General features: G+C 61.9%; 16 protein-coding genes. 5 read left to right on the forward strand and 11 right to left on the reverse strand.

The window, feature by feature from the left end:
* Positions 1 to 9 precede the first annotated feature (9 nt).
* Both U5A57_RS03555 and U5A57_RS03560 read left to right on the forward strand, forming a co-directional pair.
* The gene (locus U5A57_RS03555; RefSeq protein WP_321908224.1) at positions 10 to 3228 is read left to right on the forward strand and encodes a multidrug efflux RND transporter permease subunit; all 3219 of its coding nucleotides are present in this window, start codon (positions 10 to 12) and stop codon (positions 3226 to 3228) included.
* A 1-nt stretch (position 3229) separates the two neighbouring features.
* Positions 3230 to 4723 (forward strand): efflux transporter outer membrane subunit, encoded by a 1494-nt coding sequence (locus U5A57_RS03560; RefSeq protein ID WP_321908225.1) that lies wholly within the window; start codon positions 3230 to 3232, stop codon positions 4721 to 4723.
* A gap of 267 nt (positions 4724 to 4990) precedes the next feature.
* Here the strand turns inward: U5A57_RS03560 and U5A57_RS03565 are convergent, their stop codons facing one another.
* From U5A57_RS03565 to U5A57_RS03610, 10 genes are all read right to left on the reverse strand, one after another.
* Complete coding sequence (locus tag U5A57_RS03565) at positions 4991 to 5974, reverse strand: D-alanyl-D-alanine carboxypeptidase family protein (RefSeq protein ID WP_321908226.1); 984 nt, start codon at positions 5972 to 5974, stop codon at positions 4991 to 4993.
* A 339-nt stretch (positions 5975 to 6313) separates the two neighbouring features.
* Positions 6314 to 6970, reverse strand: a complete 657-nt coding sequence (locus U5A57_RS03570; protein WP_321908228.1) for an alpha-ketoglutarate-dependent dioxygenase AlkB — start codon at positions 6968 to 6970, stop codon at positions 6314 to 6316.
* 70 nt (positions 6971 to 7040) lie between these two features.
* Positions 7041 to 8561 carry an AlkA N-terminal domain-containing protein gene (locus U5A57_RS03575; protein WP_415774577.1) on the reverse strand — a complete coding sequence of 507 codons (1521 nt, stop codon included), beginning with the start codon at positions 8559 to 8561 and terminating at the stop codon, positions 7041 to 7043.
* Between the two features lie 234 nt (positions 8562 to 8795).
* Positions 8796 to 9575 (reverse strand): class I SAM-dependent methyltransferase, encoded by a 780-nt coding sequence (locus U5A57_RS03580; protein ID WP_321908231.1) that lies wholly within the window; start codon positions 9573 to 9575, stop codon positions 8796 to 8798.
* Between the two features lie 484 nt (positions 9576 to 10059).
* Positions 10060 to 10692, reverse strand: a complete 633-nt coding sequence (locus U5A57_RS03585) for a LysE family translocator (RefSeq protein ID WP_321908233.1) — start codon at positions 10690 to 10692, stop codon at positions 10060 to 10062.
* A 185-nt stretch (positions 10693 to 10877) separates the two neighbouring features.
* Positions 10878 to 12230, reverse strand: coding sequence for an alpha/beta fold hydrolase (locus U5A57_RS03590; RefSeq protein ID WP_321908235.1), 1353 nt, complete (start codon positions 12228 to 12230; stop codon positions 10878 to 10880).
* A gap of 21 nt (positions 12231 to 12251) precedes the next feature.
* Positions 12252 to 13184 carry an NAD(P)H-binding protein gene (locus U5A57_RS03595; protein WP_321908237.1) on the reverse strand — a complete coding sequence of 311 codons (933 nt, stop codon included), beginning with the start codon at positions 13182 to 13184 and terminating at the stop codon, positions 12252 to 12254.
* An 87-nt stretch (positions 13185 to 13271) separates the two neighbouring features.
* On the reverse strand, positions 13272 to 14267 hold the full coding sequence (locus U5A57_RS03600) for a carbon-nitrogen hydrolase family protein (RefSeq protein WP_321908239.1): 996 nt from the start codon (positions 14265 to 14267) through the stop codon (positions 13272 to 13274).
* Between the two features lie 75 nt (positions 14268 to 14342).
* A complete protein-coding gene (locus U5A57_RS03605) occupies positions 14343 to 14975 on the reverse strand; it encodes a MarR family winged helix-turn-helix transcriptional regulator (protein ID WP_321908240.1) in 633 nt (210 codons plus the stop codon).
* A gap of 65 nt (positions 14976 to 15040) precedes the next feature.
* Positions 15041 to 16147, reverse strand: coding sequence for a GlxA family transcriptional regulator (locus tag U5A57_RS03610; protein WP_321908242.1), 1107 nt, complete (start codon positions 16145 to 16147; stop codon positions 15041 to 15043).
* Positions 16148 to 16182: 35 nt separating this feature from the next.
* On the opposite strand from U5A57_RS03610, the gene U5A57_RS03615 reads away from it, so the two are divergent.
* Genes U5A57_RS03615 through U5A57_RS03625 form a run of 3 tightly spaced genes read left to right on the forward strand, consistent with a single transcriptional unit; the run spans position 16183 to position 17610 of the window.
* Positions 16183 to 16737 carry a Tautomerase enzyme gene (locus tag U5A57_RS03615; protein ID WP_321908244.1) on the forward strand — a complete coding sequence of 185 codons (555 nt, stop codon included), beginning with the start codon at positions 16183 to 16185 and terminating at the stop codon, positions 16735 to 16737.
* Entirely contained in the window at positions 16734 to 17192 is a 459-nt protein-coding gene (locus U5A57_RS03620; RefSeq protein ID WP_321908246.1) for a hypothetical protein, read from the forward strand. Before U5A57_RS03615 ends, U5A57_RS03620 begins: the two co-directional genes overlap by 4 nt.
* Before the next feature lie 19 nt (positions 17193 to 17211).
* Positions 17212 to 17610 (forward strand): hypothetical protein, encoded by a 399-nt coding sequence (locus U5A57_RS03625; RefSeq protein WP_321908248.1) that lies wholly within the window; start codon positions 17212 to 17214, stop codon positions 17608 to 17610.
* A gap of 317 nt (positions 17611 to 17927) precedes the next feature.
* Here the strand turns inward: U5A57_RS03625 and U5A57_RS03630 are convergent, their stop codons facing one another.
* Complete coding sequence (locus U5A57_RS03630) at positions 17928 to 19481, reverse strand: ATP-binding protein (protein ID WP_321908250.1); 1554 nt, start codon at positions 19479 to 19481, stop codon at positions 17928 to 17930.
* Positions 19482 to 19713 lie beyond the last annotated feature (232 nt).

Genomic DNA, 19713 nt, shown 5'->3' on the forward strand with positions numbered 1-19713 from the left:
GGCGACTCGATGAACATCTCGCACTTCTGCATCGAGCGGCCCATCTTCGCGTCCGTCATCTCGATCGTGATCACGCTCGGTGGTGCATTGACGTTGTTCTCGCTGCCCATCGCGCAGTATCCGGACGTCACACCGCCGCAGATCACCGTCTCCGCGACCTACCCGGGCGCCAGCGCGGACGTCGTGGCGAACAACGTCGCAGCGCCGATCGAGCAACAGGTCAACGGCGCGGACAACATGATCTACATGTATTCGTCCGGGTCGTCGACCGGCAACTACACGCTCAATGTCTTCTTCGGGATCGGCACCAATCCGGAGTTGGCCCAGGTCGACGTGCAGAACCGCGTGAACCTCGCACTCCCGCAGTTGCCGCAGCAGGTGCAGTCGCAGGGCGTGCAGGTCCAGAAGAAGTCGAACGCCTTCATGATGGTGATCGCAATCTATTCGCCGGACGAGCGTTTCGATCCGACCTATATTGCGAACTACGCGAACGTCTACGTGCTCGACACGATCAAGCGCATTCCCGGTGCGAACCAGTCGTCAATATTTGGCACTCCAGATTACGCGATGCGGATCTGGCTGAAGCCCGATCGCATGGCGCAACTCGGGATCACCGCCGGGGACGTGCAGAATGCCGTGCGCGCCCAGAACCAGCAATTCGCGGTCGGCACCGTCGGCCAGGCGCCAACCGGCAACCCGGTCGAGCAGTCATTCGCGGTGACGACCACCGGGCGGCTCGCCACGCCCGCCGAGTTCGACAACGTCATCATCCGCGCAGCGAGCACCGGCGCGGCGATCGTCCGCTTGAAAGACATCGGCCGGGCCGAGCTGGGCCAGAAGAGCTATTCGAACCGCACCACGTACCAGGGCAAGCCTGCGACGATCATCGCGGTTTACCAGCAGCCGGGTGCGAATGCACTCGACGTCTCGAAGCAGGTACGCGAGACGCTCGCGGACCTCAAGACGGCATTTCCGGAGGGGCTCGACTATCAGGTCGCGATGGACACGACGGAATTCACGCGTGCGTCGATCGCCGACGTGATCCACACGTTCTTCGAGGCGCTTGTGCTGGTGGTGATCGTCGTGTTCGTGTTTCTGCAGAGCCTGCGCGCGACGCTCATTCCGGTGCTGGCCGTACCGGTGTCGATCGTCGGCACCGCAATGGGCATGGCGGCACTGGGCTTTTCGATCAACATGCTGACGTTGTTCGGCATGGTGCTCGCCATCGGCATCGTCGTGGACGATGCGATCGTCGTGATCGAAAACGTCGAACGCAACATGACCGTTTTCAAGCTCAGTCCGAAAGACGCGGCCAAGCGAGCGATGGACGAGGTGTCGGGTCCGGTCATCGCGATCGTGCTCGTCATGTGCGCCGTGTTCGTGCCGGTTGCGTTCCTCGGCGGGATCACGGGGCAGTTGTACAAACAGTTCGCTATTACGATCGCGATTTCGGTGGTGTTCTCGGGTATCGTTGCGCTCACGCTGTCCCCGGCGCTTGCCGCCATTCTGCTCAAGCCCACGCATCATGAGAAAAAGGGCTTCTTCAAGTGGTTCGACCATCAGTTCGAGCGGATGACGGCCGGCTACGGGCGCGCCGTGCAGTTCATCATCCGGCGTTACGTGTTGGGGCTCATCGTTTTCGGCGTCGTGATCGCGCTCGCGGTCCTGATGGGCAAGTCGATCCCGGGCGCCTTTCTGCCGCCCGAGGACCAGGGCTATCTGCTTGGCGCGATCATCATGCCCGACGCGGCGAGCCTCGACCGTACCGCGGACGTGGGCGACAAGGTCACCGACTATTTCATGAAGCAGGCCGCGGTCAGCAGCATCACGATCGTGAACGGCTACAGCTTGCTCGATAGTCAGAACAAGAATAACGCGGGCACGTTCTTCGTCGGCCTGAGGGGTTTCGACGAGCGATACAAGTTTTCGAACATCAGGGAGCAAAACGCGCGCGCCGTGCTGATCAAGGCTTACGAGACGCTCTCGAAGATTCAAGAGGGCATCGTCGTGCCGGTGAATCCACCGTCGATTCCAGGCCTCGGTACGACGGGCGGCAGCGAGATGTGGATCGAAAGCCACGGAGAGGGCTCTATTCAGCAGCTCGCGGGTGTCGTGCAGGACTTCATTGCGAAGGCGAAGGCGCGCCCCGAACTGACCGGCGTGACCACGACGTTCAATGCGAGTTCGCAGCAGTTGCTCGTGAACGTCGATCGCGACCAGGCGGAGACGCTCGGCGTGCCGGTCGAAGAGGTGTACAGCGCGATGCAGACGATGTTCGGCTCGCTCTACGTGTCGCAGTTCAACAAGGACGCGCGGCTCTGGCAGGTGATTGTTCAGGCCGATCCGCGCTACCGCCTCACGCCCGCCGACCTCGACCAGATCTACGTACGCAGCCGCTCGAACAATATGGTGCCGATCAAGGCGGTGATGACCTACAAGTACGTCACGGGTCCCGACCTGATCACGCGCTTCAACAACTTCCCGGCGGTGAAGATCACGGCGAACGCGGCGCCCGGTTACAGCTCTGGCCAGGTGATCGGGACCTTGAAGGAACTCGCCGCGCAGATGCCGCCGGGTTACGCCGTTGGGTGGAGCGGCGAGGCGTTCGAGGAGATCAAGTCGGGCTCGACAGGCGGGCTCGTGTTCGTGTTCGGGATCATCATGGTGTTCCTGATTCTCGCCGCGCAATACGAGAAGTGGTCGCTGCCGGTCGGCGTGCTCATGGCGGTGCCGTTTGCCCTTTTCGGCGCGCTGCTCGCGATCCTGCTGCGCGGCCTGAACAACGACGTGTACTTCCAGATCGGGCTGACCATGCTGATCGCGCTCGCCGCGAAGAACGCGATCCTGATCTTCGAGTTCGCGGTCTTGAACCGCGAGCAAGGCAAGTCGCCGTACGACGCTGCGCTGACCGCCGCGGAAGAGCGCCTGCGGCCGATCGTGATGACTTCGCTGGCGTTCATCCTCGGGTGTGTGCCGCTCGCCATTGCGCTGGGCGCCTCGCAAAACAGCCGCCATTCGATCGGCACTGGCGTGATCGGCGGGATGCTGGGTGCGACCGCGATCGCCGTGTTCTTCATTCCGATGTTCTACTGGGGCATCGAGTCGCTCGGCTCGCGCAAGGGCGGCGGCAAGGACACACCCGTGCCTGGCGGCGGAACGCCGCCGCCCGCGTCCGGTGGCTCCGGCTCACCGACCGTCACGCCGTCCGCGCGGCATGAGGACGACTGACATGCGCGCCGCAGCCTTCGTGCGCTTTGCCGCGCCAGTCCTGCTCATCGGCTTGCTGAACGGCTGTCTGCTCGGCCCCAACTATGAACGGCCGAAAGTGGACGTGCCGGCAACGTACCGATTTGCGTACCCGGACGTGGCCGACGTCGTCAACACCACGTGGTGGGAACAGTTCGAAGATCCGGTGCTGAACGACCTCGTGAAGACCGCGCTGGAAAACAACCTCAACGTGAAGCAGGCGGCCGCGCGAGTCGACGAGTTCATGGGCCAGTTCGTGAGCACGCGCTCGGCACTCTTCCCGCAGGCGAGCGTCGGTTTCAGCGCGGCGCGAGAGCGCGCTTCGCAGGACGGGCCGACGCCGATACCGGCGGGCGTTTCGCCAGTATTCAACGAGTTCCAGCCGAGCGTGTCGGCCTTCTGGACCATCGACCTGTTCGGCCAGGTGCGGCGCGAAACCGAGGCGGCGCGCGCCAACGTGAACGCGGCCGAACAGAGCCGCCGCGCGACGATCCTGACGCTCGTCGCATCGGTCGCGACGTCCTATATCACGCTGCGCAGCCTCGACATGCAGCTCGAGATCGCACAGAGCACAACTGCGAGCCGGGCCGATTCCGTGCACGTATTCACGTTGCGTCAGCAGTTCGGGCAGACCTCGGATATGGAGCTTGCCCAGAGCCAGTCCGACTACGAGGCGACGGCGGCGACCATTCCGCAACTCGAGCAGCAGATCGGGCAGCAGGAAGACGCGCTCTCGGTACTGCTTGGCAGCAATCCGGAGCCGATCCTGCGCGGCCGCACGCTCGTGGATCTCTCGACGCCCGCCGTGCCTGAGGGCTTGCCGTCGGACCTGCTCGAACGCCGGCCCGACCTGCTGCAGGCCGAGCAGAATCTGGTCGCGCAGAATGCACTGATCGGCGCGGCGCGCGCGCTGTATTTCCCGCAAATCTCGCTCACGGGGCTGTTCGGCTCGGTGAGCACGCAGTTCTCCAACCTCTTCACCGGACCTGCGCGGGTATGGACGTTTGCCGGATCGGCAGTGATGCCGATCTTCACGGGTGGCAACATCTACGGGCAGAACAAGCAGGCCGAGGCGCGTCAGCAAGAGGCGCTGTTCGCCTACGAAAACGCGATTCGGGTTGCATTCCAGCAGGTCAACGACGCGCTGATCGGGGTGCAAAAGTCACGCGAACAGTTTGTGATTCAGAGCCGGCAGGTCGGATCGCTGCGCAAGTATCTGCGGCTAGCGCGGCTGCGTTACGAGGGCGGCTATACGAGCTATCTGGAGGTGCTGGACGCCGAGCGCAATCTGTTCAGCGCGGAACTGCAGCAAACGCAGACTCGGGCCGCGACACTGACGAACCTCGTCAATCTCTACATGGCAATGGGCGGCGGTTGGGTCGTTCAGGCGGAACAGATGAGCGTGCCGGTACCGGCGAGCGGAGCACCGCCGGCGCAGCCTGCTACGCCGGAACCCGTTGCGCAGGTGCCGCAATGACCTGCGGGGACGTCATGCGTACCGTGTCCAGGCTCGTGGCCGTCGAGCAAGGCGGGCGCAAATCGACATGATCTTGACCACAAGTCCGGTGTCTGGGGCGGACCGGCCGTTCTAATGTCGGCGTGAGAAGCTCGTTGAATGTCTCTTGGTGGCCGAACCCGGAAGCAGGACGCTGATCATCCGGGTCTCGGAGGCGCTGCGGCCATCTCGTCAAGTGCCACGCCGCACGACCGGGACGATCGGCGCGAGGCCTCAACGAGACGTAGATCAGGCGGCAGCAGGAGTGTGGTGCTTTCGCTTGCTGGCGTCGTGCGTGACGGTCTGGCGGTGCGCGTTGGCGGTCGAACCTGTCCGGTACGATGCGAACTGCACCCTGACGCGATGAGAATGCGCCAGCACCGAATGGTGATGACGCAGCCGGGTGCTAGCGTAATAGGGCGGCTTGACGACCGGCGTTTCGTCTCCGTCCAGCCATCGGCGTATCGTCGTGAGATCGGTGTAGCGCCCCCACGACGTTGGCGAGCCGAGCAGCGCAATCACCACCTGGCCATTCGGCATGTTCGCATCGACGACGATGCAGCGTCCGGCCTCGCGGATATAGCCGGTTTTGGCGACCAGAATGTCCCAATCGGCTGCGCTGACTATCGGGTCGGTGTTGTGATAGAACCTCGTTCTCGTACCGATCTTCTCTTCATAGCGGGGAAGCGTGGTGTACTCGCCGATCAATGGATAGTGCGCGGCGGCTTGCGCCAGCTTCACGACGTCGCGTGCCGTCGAGAGATTGTCCGGCGAGAGCCCGGTTGGATCATTGAAGTGCGTGTCGGCCATATGGAGCGCGCGCGCCTTTTCGTTCATCTTCCGTATGAACGCAGGCTGGCCGCCCGGGAACGCTCGCGACAGCGCGGACGCCGCACGGTTCTCGGATGACATGAGCGCCAGGCGCAGCATCTCTCCGCGTTCGAGCGACGCACCAATCGGGATGCGGGACCCCGAGCGCTTGAGCCGATCGATGTCGCCTTCGTCAACGGACACCGTGTCCCCCAGCGGCTGCGCGCCGTCCAGCAAGACCATCGCCGTCATCAGCTTGGTGAGTGACGCGATCGGCTGGGCGTCGTCGGCGTTCTTTTCCAGCAGGACTTCGCCGCGTCCGACGTCGTACACGATTGCGCTACGTGAATAGAGGAATGGCGTTTCGGCACACGCGACGAACGGCGCAGTGGCGAGTAGTAGCGCGCTGAGGAAGTTCTTCATGGCGTTCACACCTTGGGACGGCGATCAGGCGATGGCGGGTCCGACGTGCTGAATTGCCCACAACAACTAAACTGTAGTGCTCATGGCAGGAATCAGCGTGTGAAAGAAGGTGGAATATGTGTCTTTGGACGCGTTCCTGAGCGAAGTGACAGAGACTGATCGACCCGAAGCGGTCTGTGGTGCACGGAAGCGGTCAACGGCTGCTTCCAGGTTTCCATCATCTCGAAGCGATGGATCTTCTGAACCGCGACGAGATGATCCGCGCATAGGCAACAGGTGGCAACAGGTCCGGTCGCGCAGCCGAGCATATTGAGCGCAATGAAAGCGCGCGCACAACGCTCATTGGCGATCCCGCACGCGTTGCGCCGAACTCATGAAGTTCACGCTGATACGTGCCTCCACGATGCCCGGTTCCTTGGGCACACAATGCACCCAGTCCTGCTGGGATCGTCCCCCCATCACGACCAGGTCGCCGGAGGCGGGTTTAAAGGTCATGGAGCTACCGCCTTTTATCGGCTTGACCAGGAACCGTCGGGTCGTTCCGAGCGTCAGGACGGGGACGATGCACTCCAATTTTCTGCATGAGCGATGGTCGCGGTGCCAACCGGTGCTGTCCTGTCCATTGCGATAGAGGTTCATCCACAAGCCGTCGTAAGCCACGCCGTAGTGACTTGAGAGCGCACGAACGGCCTGCAGCAGGCCTTGCTGCGGCACGTCGCCAAGATTTTGATAAACCGCCGTCATGCGCGGCTCGCGAAATACCTTGTTGAACATTCGCCGATCGTGTTCGAGCCAGGGAACGCTGTTGCGCATCTGCTCGTAGAGCAGGGAAGCTCCCGAAATCCAGCCGGGCACGATTTCAACCCAGGAATGAGCGTCGAGAGCGAAACGCCTTGCCGTTCCGAAGGATGTGTCTATTGAGAAGTGGGTGTCGCCGCCTCCGAATAGATCGCTCTGGGCATGTATTGGGTTCGGGGTGGGTGTGAGTGTATTCATCACGCGAATCGACCGCTTGCGGCGGCGGGCAGGTACACACGACCGAGAGGCGTGTCGATAAGGGTAGTCTTCATGTTGATGTGCTGTGCTCCATGGCATGCCAGACCCGCAGCACCGAGTAGCCGCGCCAGGGCCGCCATCTTTCGGCAGCTTGTGCCGCGGCGCGGGCGTTGCTCACGCCCAGGGCTTTTTGCAGCGCTACGTCACCGGCAGGAAAGGCGTCGGGCCAGCGCAGAGCGCGCAGAGCGATGTACTGCGCCGTCCAGTCGCCGATGCCAGGCAGGGCGCGCAAATCGGCACAGGTTGTCGCGACGTCCACGCCGGGATGCAGGGCGATGCGGCCTTCCAGCACGGCGTGAGCCAGAGCATGCAGCGCGGCCTGACGCTGGCGCGTGACGCCCAGTTGGCCCAGCGCGTCACCGCTGGCGGCGGCCAGAGCGGCAGGGGTGGGAAAAAGACGATCCAGGCCCGCGACGGGCGTCCCGATGGGCTCGCCAAAGGCCGCAACCAGGCGTGCGCCCAGCGTACGAGCGGCGGCCACGGTGATCTGCTGACCGAGCACGGCACGCACAGCCAGTTCAAAACCATCCAGTGTGCCCGGCACGCGCACGCCATCGCTCGATGGGAACGCGGTGTGCAGGGCGGCGTGGATGGCGATTGGATCGGCATCCAGATCGAGCGCGGCGCGCACGCGGTTGATCAGCGTCGGCAGCGCGGCAGCCAGCGAATCGCTGGCCGTCAGCACGGCTTGGGCGCGATCCTCGTCGAAGCGTACCCGCAACCAGCCGGTGCGGCCCTGCGCGCCTTGCATGAGGCGCAGCGTGCGCGTGAATTCCCGATCCCTCACCTGCTCCACGCCGGGCAACGCACGCAGGCGCAAAAAACTGAGCATCGCCTGCACGTCATAGGGCGGGCGCCAGCCCAATCGGACACTCACGCCCTGACTATCTGGCGCTGACCTGGCGCGACGCAGGGCGCTGGGGTTCAGGCCATAGTGACGCGAGAAGGCGTCGTTGAAGCGCCGTACGCTGGCAAAGCCGCTGGATAACGCCACCTGGGCCATCGGTAGTTGCGTGTCGGCGATCAGTTGCTTGGCCGCCAGTAGCCGCCGCGTTTGCAGATACTGGAGGGGCGAGACACCGAAATGTGACTCAAAAATGCGGCGCAAATGGCGATCGCTGACGCCCAGCTTCTGCGCAATCTGGGTCATCAGGCCGCCGCCGGGTTGCTCCACAGCTGATTCCGTGGGGGCGATGTGTCTCCAGGCATCGGGCTCGTCCATCAATCGCGCAGCTTGCAGGGCCAGAATGCGTGAGGCGTCTTCCGTGCTCCACGATGCCGCGCGCGGGGCCAACTCGGGGCGACAGCGCAAACAAGGCCTGAAACCCGCAGCCTCGGCCTCTGCCGCGTGGTGGTAAAAGCGGAGGTTCTCGCGACGAGGCATTTTTACGCGACACACCGGCCGGCAATAAATGCCAGTGCTGGTGACGGCCGCGAAAAAGGAGCCATCGAAGCGCGCGTCGTGCGCCTTCAGTGCCAGATAACAGGCGTCGCTTTCGGGGATGTCGATGATGGTAGCCATGAGGGGCATCGTACATTTCGATTGCCCGTGAAGCTCGCCATTTTCGGACATGTGGTTAGCCGCTTCGGTGTCCACTACTGCGGGGCGCTGCGAGGCGACGCAATTGCCATGTCGGAGGACGCGCTCGGCGGTATCGCGCAGCGGCCGCTGCCGGTCTACCAGAATTGGCCGCCGGAGGTGGTCGTATCAATCTGCAGCAAGAACGTATCGAAGGCCACGGCTAGCGCCTGCAACCCGAAGGGCTCATGCAGCGCTTCGCTGTCCCCATACGGCAATATTGCCGCCGCCGAAGGCCCATAAATCAGGTGATTTCAGAAGCTGCAGCGCCTGCTCGAGCCGAGGCAGAGGCAGTGCAGATGTCGCGAGCAGTTGTTCACGCATCTGCACGGCAGTCAGCTCGAAGAATTCCGCGGCGGGCGAACCGCCCCGGATCACGGGAAACTCTCCCTCGCCACCCACCTGCTCCAGTCCCATGCCCGCCACGGTCTCCGGAAGAATGCGAGCCCAGAAGCAGTCTCGACCCGACGCTTTCACAACTGTGTTGACGAGTGCCACCATGAATTCACGGAACACGGCTGACGATGACGCATGTACCGGGAAAAAGTCGACCTCCTCCAGTAACAGCCACCCGGACGGGCGAAGTGCATCGACCATGCGGCGAATCGCGCGCTCGGGTTCGCGCAGGTGGTGGAGTATCCATCGCGCGTGGACAAAATCGAATGCGGAGTCTGGAAGCTCAGACTTGACGATGTCATGGTGCTGAACTTCAAGGTTCGGAAGACGGATCTCGTCGAGCAAGGTGGTGTTGATATCGGTTGCCATCACGCTGCCGGTTTGCCCGACCTGCTCGCACAGCCACTTCGCGATCGAGCCGCTTCCGGCCGCCACCTCAAGGCAACGCGCCCCCTGACCGACGCCGAGCATCTTGATACGACGCTGGGTCATCGGGTCGAGCATTTGCTCGAGCAGCGCCAGACGACGATTCGCATGCTCCCAGGAGTTATCCAATGCATAGCCAGACATGAGTGCCTCGCACGTCGATTGAAGCGTTGTCACATTGGGCGCGCAACGGTAACGCCCCGGTGCTCCGGACGGACTTGTAGTGAGGTGATATGAAACTCAACCAACGCTGCCGTATTGGCCCGTGCGATCAAATTCATCCGGAATCCTCAATAAGGAGGATCGGCGACGGCGCTATGGACTGTTCGAACCGGGTGAGTTGGCTGCTAGCCGAGGAGGAAGCGCTATTGAGTATAGATTGCCTGTGGATGAGTATCGAAAAAATTCGTAAGCGCTGTGACAGATTCTGCCAACACTTACTTCGGAAAGCGTCCGCGATTTTCAGCGCCAGCTCGTGCGGCTCCGGTTGATACCAGCCGGGATTCTCGATGCCTTTAGGGAGTCGAGCAGGCGAAAGCGTCCACGCGATTGAGCGCGGCGGATCGCGATACGGATGGCCAACAGCGAAACAACGACCATTGGAGAGCCGATTGGATCGCCCGAGTAGCTAAATACGCGACGCCAGAAGGCGGATGCCGGCAATCCCGAATATTACGGCCAGGCATCCTTCCATGGCGCGGCGGGTCCGCACGTACATCTTGCGAGCCGAGTCTGTCGAAAACAGTACCGCGTATCCGCCGAATACCAGACATCCAATGGCCGCACAGCCTGCAATCAGAGCGCTATGGGCAGATCCCGTGCTGCTCGACGACAGAGCAACAATTGAAACCCACACAAGGATCGCTTTGGGATTAGTGAGATGGAGCATCAGTCCGCGGGAGTAGACGTTTGTCAATGTCGGCGTTCGCTCCGCATTCAGTGCGGATGCCGCTGCTGTCGCAAGCGCGCTGCGTCCGGATTTGAAGGCCAGCCACAAGAGATAAAGGCCGCCAAAAATCTTGACTGCAATAATGAATTGAGAATAAGCGATTAGCGCAGCCGAGACGCCCAGCGTAGCCACCGTCGCCCAGAACATCGATCCAGAAACGACACCGAGCGCGAACATCATGGCCGCTTTCCGCCCGTGACTGGCAGCTATGGACATAATCGCCAGGTTGCTTGGCCCGGGACTCGCGGTGCCAACGAAATACGCTGCGTAGGCAAGCAGCAGGTTTGTCGAGAAGTGGGCGTTTGCTGTCATGTTTTCGTTCCGGCAACGGAAGGTCCCTGATCATCGGGCTTTGACGAAACAGGCGGAAGTGGCAATGTTGCCATCTTTCGCGGGATATCGGACACGCCATCAATGCGAGCATCATCGCATGGGCCCGTCTGGCTCGATGACAGCGAGGCGTACTCCGGCGCATGAGCGTCGGAGCGCTTCGCACTTCAGGCGCGCAAAGGCCTTAGCCCCTTGCGCACTTCGTTCGCGAAGATCATCGGTTCTTCCCACGCCGCGAAGTGACCGCCAGTTTCGGGTTTGTTGAAATAAATCAGGTTGTGATAGGCCTTTTCAGTCCAGCTCTTCGGCGCCTGGTAGTTTTCACCCGGAAACGCGCTCACAGCAGCCGGCACATCGACGTCGGCCGCGAGGAAGAAGTTCGCGTGCGACTCCCAATAGAAGCGCGCGGCCGAGATGCCGGTGTTCGTCAGCCAGTAAAGCGTGAAGTCGTCGAGTATGTCGTCTCGCGTCAACGCGCCTGCTGAATGACCGTTGACGGGATGACCGAGTACGGCCGCGCTCAACGCCGCCGCGGGCTGGCCGTAGCCGTCGCCGTGGTCGAGCAGCCAGGAAGCGAGCGCAACGGGCGAGTCGGCGAGTCCGTACAGCGTCTGCGGGCGCGTGCCCATTTCGAAAGCGTAGCCGCGCTTCTTCTTGAAGTTGGCGCTCAACTGGTCATACGCGTGCTGCTCCTCTGCCGATAAACCGGCAGGCATCGGCTCGCCGGCCGCCAGCGACTTCAGAATGTCCGCAGGAACGGTGGCCGGGAAGTTTACGTGAATACCCATCAATTCGGGCGGCGCCTGTTTGGCCATGATGTTCGTGACAATCCCGCCGAGATCGCCGCCCTGTGATGCAAAACGCTCGTAGCCGAGGCGCTTCATCAATGTGACCCACGCGCGTGCGGTGCGCTCCGGTCCCCAGCCGGTTGTGGTCGGTCTCGCAGAAAAGCCGTAACCGGGCAACGAGGGAATCACGAGATGAAAGGCGTCCGATGCCGGTGCGCCGTACGCAGTCGGATTGACGAGCGGGTCGATGATCTTGAACTGCTCGATGATCGAGCCGGGCCAGCCGTGGGTCACGATCAACGGCATCGCGTTGTCGTGCTTCGAGCGCACGTGGATGAAATGGATATCGAGTCCGTCGATTTCGGTGATGAACTGCGGATACGAATTGAGCCGCGCTTCGCATTTGCGCCAGTCGTAGCCGGTCGCCCAGTATTGCGCGAAACCCTGAATGGTGGCGAGTTGAATGCCCTGTGATTCGTCGGGCACCGTCTCGCGATCGGGCCAGCGCGTGGCCTTGATGCGCCGCCGCATGTCGACGAGATGCGACTCGGGCACGTGAACGCGGAAGGGCCGGATCGCCGCTTTGTCGCCGTTCGCGGGTTCGGTGGTCGTGCCGATTCCGGGGCTTGTGTCCGCGAAGGCGAGCCGGCTCAGCGAGCCCGCCGCAAGCGCCGCCGCGGCCACGCCGACAAAGTGCCGGCGCGTTGAGGATTGGGGAGCGGTATTTGACATGGAATCGTCCTCCGGCCTCGATCAGCTTGTCGCGCTGCGCGTGAAATCAGCAATGTGCAGCTTGACGAAGTCATACATGCTCATGGGCTTGCGGCCCGTGAGTTCGAACAGATCGTTCGTCATGCGGTCGTACCGCCCCTGAGCGTGGAGGTCGGCCATCACGGCCAGATGATCGACGACGTGAGCGGGAATGCCGAGTTCGCGCAATTTGTCCGACCACGGCGCGACAGGCACATTCCGGTAATGGATAGGCCGGCCGAGCGCTTCCGAAAAGACGCGCGCGGCCTGCTCGAGATCCTTCGACTCGAGACCTGTCAGGTTATAAATCTTGCCAATATGCGGCGCCGGGTTCTCGAGAATCACCGATACCGCATTCGCAACGTCAACCGCAGAAATGGGCGACGTCTTGCTAGCGCCGAGCGGCAGTGCGAGTTCGTCGTTGTCGCGTACGCCGGCGGCGCCAAGGGTCAGGAAGAAGCTCTCGAGAAAAGCCGTCGGCCGTACCGTGACGACGGGCAGCCCCGACCATTGCAATACCTGTTCGGCAAGCCAGTGCAGCTTGTGCTGCGGGCTGTCGGTTGTCTCCGTGATGCTCATTTCCGTGACCGTCATTTGCGACATGTTCACGATGGCTTCGACGCCGTGATGACGCGCCACCGCAGCAAAATTGACGGTTGCTTCGAGATAGGCCTCGGAGACGGACATGCCGAAATAGACTCGCGAACAGCCTTCGATCGCGCGGTGCATCGAGGCGAGATCGGTCAGATCGCCTACCACCACTTCGGCGCCCAGGCGGCGCAACTCGTTCGCGCGCTCGTCTTCCTTGCGGACCAGTGAGCGCACTTTGTAGCCCTTCGCGAGCAATGACGTCGTAACGTTGCGGCCGATTCCACCAATCGCGCCTCCGGCGCCTGTCACGAGAATGGGCCGATCATGGGCAGGGTTCGTTGTCATATCAGATACCTTTCAGGAAAAAATCGTGCATTTTATGTATGCATATACACACGTTTGAACGAAAAACGCGCGTGCATACGTTGATTGTCATGCAGCCAGGGGGCGCAGATCGTCGCCATTCTGGTCGCTGACGATAATCGGGTGCGAAGCAGCACGTTCGTGAACATGCGCGGTTGGCGTGCGATCGATCATCAGACTCAGCAATTCGGGGCGGTTGTAATGGCCGGCTGCGTCCATCAGCATCTTGCGGCGATCGATTTGCGTGAAGTCGAGGTCGACGATCACTTCGCCTTCGCCTGAGCGAAGCGGCTCGGCCATCAGCGTGCCGTCAGGAGCAACGATCGTGGTGAAACAGCCGCCCGAAATCGGACCGATTGCACAACCGGTGTCTTTCATGATTTGCGCCTGCTGGTCCGCGTCCAGCCACGCCGTCGCGTTGACGACGAACGCGCCGGATTCGAGCGCATGCTGGCGGATGTTGATTTCCATACGTTGGGCAAAGCCCTCGCCAAAGGCGGAACCCGGGTACATCGCCGAATGGATCTGCTCGCCGTCTGCAATCATCGCGTAGCGGGCAAGCGGGTTGTTGTGCTCGAAGCATGCAAGCTGCCCGATGCGACCGACTGCGCTGTCGACTGCGCGCAATCCCGAGCCGTCTCCCTGACCCCAGATCATGCGCTCGAAATGCGTCGGCGTGATCTTGCGGCGGCGCTGGATCAGCGTGCCGTCGGCATCGAAGAGCAATTGTGTGTTGTACAGCGTGCCGCCATCACGCTCATTGACGCCGATGGATACGACCATGCCTGCCTTTCGCGCGGCCTCGCCGATCGCGTCGGTCGCAGCGGACGGCACCGTCACCGCCTGTTCGAGCAGGCGCAGATGTTCGGTGCCCGAAAGTAGCTCGATGCCCGTCTGGACGGCCGCAAAGTAAGGGTAATAAGGCACGACCGTTTCGGGGAAAGTGGCGAACTGTACGCCTTTCTGGCCGAGTTCGTGGATCTTCTGCACGACCTTGGCGACGGTTGCTTCACGGCTATAGAGCACCGGGCTGAACTGGACGGCAGCGGCTTTGACTACTTTCATAAAAAAACTCCTTAACGATGAGTAGGGGTACCAGGCATTGGTCGATCTTGCATATGCAACATCGACCGAAAAACTTCAGACCATACGCAGCGGCAATTTCCCCGCGATATTCATAAGTTCATGGGCGCCGTCTTCGCCAAGGAGGCGCGTCGTGTAGTGCTGTGCCGCCGACCACGCGCTCGCGGCGTTCTTGAGCAGCGCCCGGCCTTCGTGTGTGAGCGAGAGGGGGCGGCTTCGACCATCGCTTGCTGGAATGCCCTCGGCAACCCAGCCCTGCGCGATCAGCGGCTGCAGATTTCTTGTCAGCGTCGAGCGCTCGTGATGATTGCGGCGGCCCAGATCCGAGCGGCTAATCGGCCCGAACTCCCCGATCAGCACGAGCAATGAGAATTGCGGCGCCTCGATGCCGAACGGACGCAACGCTTCGTCATAGACCGAAGTCAGGACGCGGGAGACCTGCCGGGCGCGCGTCAGCAGACAATTGCGCGCGATCTGGCTGCTCAGCGGTTCATCCGCAGTGCGGTCCGGTTCAGCGGTTCCATTCGACTCGTGTTGCATATGCACTATCTCGGTTGCCCCAGTTTTGCGGTGCGGTGTTTTGCTCGCGATGGGCGTATTGGAGCGGATGAATGTATCTCGCTTGTGTCCGAAAACCGGCTGCGTGTATGTGTGCGTATCGTTGGCTGTCGCAGATACGTTGAGATACAAAAAGAATAGGGCGAGGAATGAGGGCGGGAGGTGACGAGGCCGCGGCGCGATGAGCTCGCGAGTCCTCAGCGGCCGTTGCGGCCTGACCCGGCTTCTATACTCTTCGCCGTGGCACGCGAGAACCGCATTTGATATTCACTTGGCGACAACCCGGTCTTGCGCTTGAACAATTGCCGAAATGTACTGATATCGCCATAACCAACTCGCTGACTCACTGCCTCAAGCCCAATCGGGCGCGTTTCAAGCAATTTCTTCGCAACTTCGATGCGCAGATTTTGCAGCCAGGTCAACGGCGCGAGCCCGACGGCCTCCTTGAAACGGCGATTGAGCGTGCGTTCGCTAACAGCAAGCGAAGCCGCCAGATCGCTCAACCGGAAGCCTTGCTGCAACGTCGCCTCCATTTGCTGCTGGGCGCGCGCGACGAGCGTGTCGGTATGCCCATGCTCGTCGAGTAGCTTTGCAAAGGAAGCCTGCGAAGTCCGGTTCATGTCGATCAACAGCGCTTTCGCGGTCATCGTAGCGAGTGCTTCGCCGGCGAATGTTTCGACGATCCGCACCGCGAGATTCAGATACGACGTTACGGAACCGCCCGAAATAATGCCGTCTTGCGCGATCAGCACTTCTTGTGCGCGAACTTCGATACGCGGATAGCGGCGTGCGAAATCCGCGGCTCTCGCCCAGTGCGTTGTTGCAGCGCGGCCATCCAGCAGACCCGCCTCGGCGAGCAGGTAATTAGCCGTGCAATATGCCGCCAGCACGGCGCCCGCCTTGCGCTGACGCCGCAGTGCGCAAGACAACGCATTCAACTGCTCGCGGCGCCCGAGGAATTCGTCGACATTCGAAAAAAACGGTGCGGTAAGCAGAACGGCGTCCGCGCGTTTGCGCGGGTCGATCTTGCCGTCGACGTGAATGGTCTGGCCAGACGCGGCGGTGACGGGTTGGCCGTCGAGTGATTCCACGCGCCATGCAAACGCGGGCGCGGATGTCGCACCCGATGCAGCCTTGCGCGCGTGGAACTGATTGGCCGCGCTGAAGACGTCAACCGGGCCCGCGACGCCGGACGCGAGAATTCCGTCATAGACCCAGATGCGGACGATGGTCATGGTGTGTCTGAAATTCCTTGAATAATGGCGATGCTGCCACTCCCGGCCAATCGAGTAAACCCCGATCATGGCCGCATCCAATGACCGGAAGCAGGAGTGGAACCATGCCAATGATCGATGCACTATGGCCCGAAGGCGCCTTGACGCCCGAGGCCGAAGCGCGCCTCGTCAAGGATCTGACCGATATCCTCATCAAGGCGGAAGGGTACGATCCTGCCAATCCGGTCGCACGGCGTGTGACCGTGCTCCATCTTCATCGGCCCGCTGCGATCTACGTCGGCGGCGAACGTACGAACACAATCCGCTACCGGATCGTTCCGTCCGTACCTGAAGGGCAATACACCGCCGAATCGCGTCGCTCGCTCGTCAGAGACGTCACGGAAGCGGTGGCGCGCGCGGAGAACCGGCCGTTCGACGACGTCGCGCCGCGCGTCTGGGTCTTTCCGACCGAAATTCCGGATGGCGCCTGGGGAACGCGCGGCGCGATCTGGACGCTGCCCGATATTCATGCGCTGCTGGCGGGCGAGTCTGAGCGCAGCGCGGGCGTCGAACGTCTCGCACGCCGCCGCCTGGAAAAGGCGCGCATCACGCTCGAAGCGGCGCTCGATGCGGCTAGCGCAGGTACGACGAGAAAATCGCAAGTGGAGCGCCCGGCATGAAATTCAACGATACAGCCCCCGTGCTGGCGTCCGCAGGCACACCGCCGCTCTGGCTGGCGAGGCTCGCTGAAAATGCAACGCTCGAAGCCACCGTCCTGAAGCGGCCGATAGACGGCCGAGCCGATATTCTCTCCGTGATCAAGCACGCGGTCGCGCTCTACGAATTTCAGCATCACAGCTACAAGGGCGAAATCGGCAACGATTTGTATATGGAATCCTATCGATCGCAAATCCAAGGCGTGCCGATCGAAACGGTGGTCGTCGCGCATCTGAACCAACGGGGCGAGACGGATTCAGTGGTCATCAATCATCGCCCGCTCAACGCAGCGCTGCTGTTCTCGAAACGGATGTGGGAAAGCGTCGATGAGCGCTTCCGTGATTACTATCTGACGGGACCAGAAGCCGCTGCGCTGGATAAGGAATCTGGTGTTGCCTCATGCCAGCCTTCGGGCTGATGCGGCAAGAGCAGACGCGATGAAACATCTTCTTTTCGATTTGATAGCAGCCTCCGTGCTGATCGCTTCCACTGGAGTTTCCATGGCTCAAACCACTCCGATGCCAATCACGCCGACTACGAAGATATTGGCAATTGGCACCTTTGCACCGGGCACGGACATGCAACGTGTCCACCACATTCTTCCGACCGAAGTTCGCGCGACGGCACAGCTCTACCTGGAGGGCAAGATTGACCAGTGGTACTCACTTCAAGACCGGGCTGGGGTAGCGTTCATCCTGAACGTGACGGACGTGAATCAAGCCCATGAAATGCTTGAGGCACTTCCTTTGGGGAAAGCGCATTTAATGACATTTTCGCTCCTCCCAATAGGCCCGCTAAAGCCGTTGAGCAAGCTTTTGAATCCGCCGTCCCCCTGATAGCAAGCGCCGGAGGGCTGCTATCGGTGGGACTTGCTATGGCCACGCGCCATTCGGGAATGTCAGCCTGGCGGCGATCGAGCATGCCTTGGAGAGAGTCGCGAAGGCGATTAACGATCAGACATACTAACGACTGACGCGGAATGAAATTGCTCGCCTCGATTCGAAACCACTTCATTCAGCGAGGGAAGAAAGCGGCTTGGCAACGGTGGCCTGAGCAGCGAGAGCCAGAAGGCGTTGATGTCGAAGCACGGCCTGCCGAGTTCAATGGGATTCTCAGTCGATACAGAGCCGTTTGACGAAGCGCGGGTCCGAAGCTACGCACCCGTGAACCGGGGCGCTGGCGCCGCCCGTCCGGACGAACGCGGATTCGACGCAACGGCTTCGATGGAAATCGCGGGAAGGCGCTCGCTGACATAGCGCGCATGCCGCTCAAAAATCGCACAGATCTCGCCTTCGGCAAGCAGTTTTTCGCGGCCGTAGGCACGAGCCGGTGCGGATAGATGGTATTTCACCTCCGCGCCTTCGAATTGAATCTCGATGAGCGATTTGTCGACCAGTTCGCCGACACAGTCCATGACGGCTTCGTCGGAGAGCGTGGCGTCGTGTGCGATCCCGCACGCCGCCTGCGGGCTGAAGGCGCGGCTGAACACGCTCAGACGCCTGAACACTGTCTGCTCGGCTGCGTCGAGCAGCTCGAAGCTCCAGTCGATTGCGGCCCGCAGCGTCCGATGTCTGGGCTGCGCGGTGCGATAACCGCCGGCAAGATAGAGCAGAGGCTCGTCGAGCCCCTCGCAGATGCCTTCGAGGCCCAGTACGGACGCTCGTCCGGCCGCCAGTTCGAGTGCGAGCGGTATGCCCTCGAGGCGCCGGCATATCTCTTCGACGACGCGCAGACGTTCATCGCTCATGTTGGCGCTCATGTCGGCGTTGATGCCGTTCGAGGACAGCCGCCTCAAGAAGAGACCGACCGCAGGGGAGCACAGCATCGCTTCGCGGCAGTCGCCTGCTTCAGGAAGAGCGAGCGGGCCGACACGATAGACGACTTCGTGGGACACCCGCAGACGGAACCGGCTGGTGGCGAGAATCCGCACCTGGGGATTGGCATGGCTGATCAGCCCGACGAGTTCGGCGACGTGCTCCACAACATGCTCGGCGTTGTCGATGACGAGCACGCCGCGCATGCTGGCCAGCCCGCGCGCCACGCTGCGCAGATCGGCACCTTCCTCGGCGTTGGCGAGGCCGCAGACGTCTGCGAACGCGCGGACGACAGCCGCGCGTGTGCTGTGCGCAGCGAGTTCGACGAGGCGGACATCGACAGCCTGTTCTGCGGCGAGCCGGTGCGCGATTTCCCGGGCGATTCTCGTCTTGCCGATGCCGCCCGCGCCGACGAGCGTCACGACGCGCGCCGAGGCGATCAGCGAGCGCACTTCAGCGATCGCGGTTTCACGTCCGAGCAACGTATCGCGTGCGGGCAGCCGATCGGGCCCGGTTGCGCATCCGTGGTACGGCAATGGCGCGATTCGGGCTTCGGGCGCCGCCGCAATCAGCTGATAGCCACGCCCCGGCACAGTGAGGATCAGTTTGCGGTCCGTGCCCAGTGCCTTGCGGATCGCCGAAAGCTGCACATGGATGTTGTTTTCCTCGACGACCGTATCCGGCCAGACCGCCTCCATGAGTTCGTCCTTGGAGACAATGCGTCCCCCCGCCAGGGCAATGGTGGCGAGCACATCGAAGGCGCGGGACCCGAGATCCACCACATTGCCGCCGCGGCGTAGCGTCCGTACGCCGAGGTCCAGCTCACATTCGCCGACCTGAATGACGGGCGCACGGGGGGCGAATGTTGGAGAGTCTGCTATCGCGTGATTCATGTCTGTTTCGTCCGGCATGGCTCGGGCAAGGGACTGAGGGCGCGGCAACCCGCCTCGCCGCGGGTGGCCCGATGTCGTGCGGGCTGACTGCGCGCGGCGCGTATTGAGACGGATGATAGGCGAAGCGCCTTTTCCTCGCCGTTACCCATAAATTAACTTTTGTTAATCTACGGCTTCCGCAGCACTCGTTCAAGCGCATGGGGCCATCGGGAGCCAGTGTCGCGCAACGCCG

Origin of the sequence: Paraburkholderia sp. J11-2 (assembly GCF_905220185.1) — a bacterium.
Classification (GTDB): domain Bacteria; phylum Pseudomonadota; class Gammaproteobacteria; order Burkholderiales; family Burkholderiaceae; genus Paraburkholderia.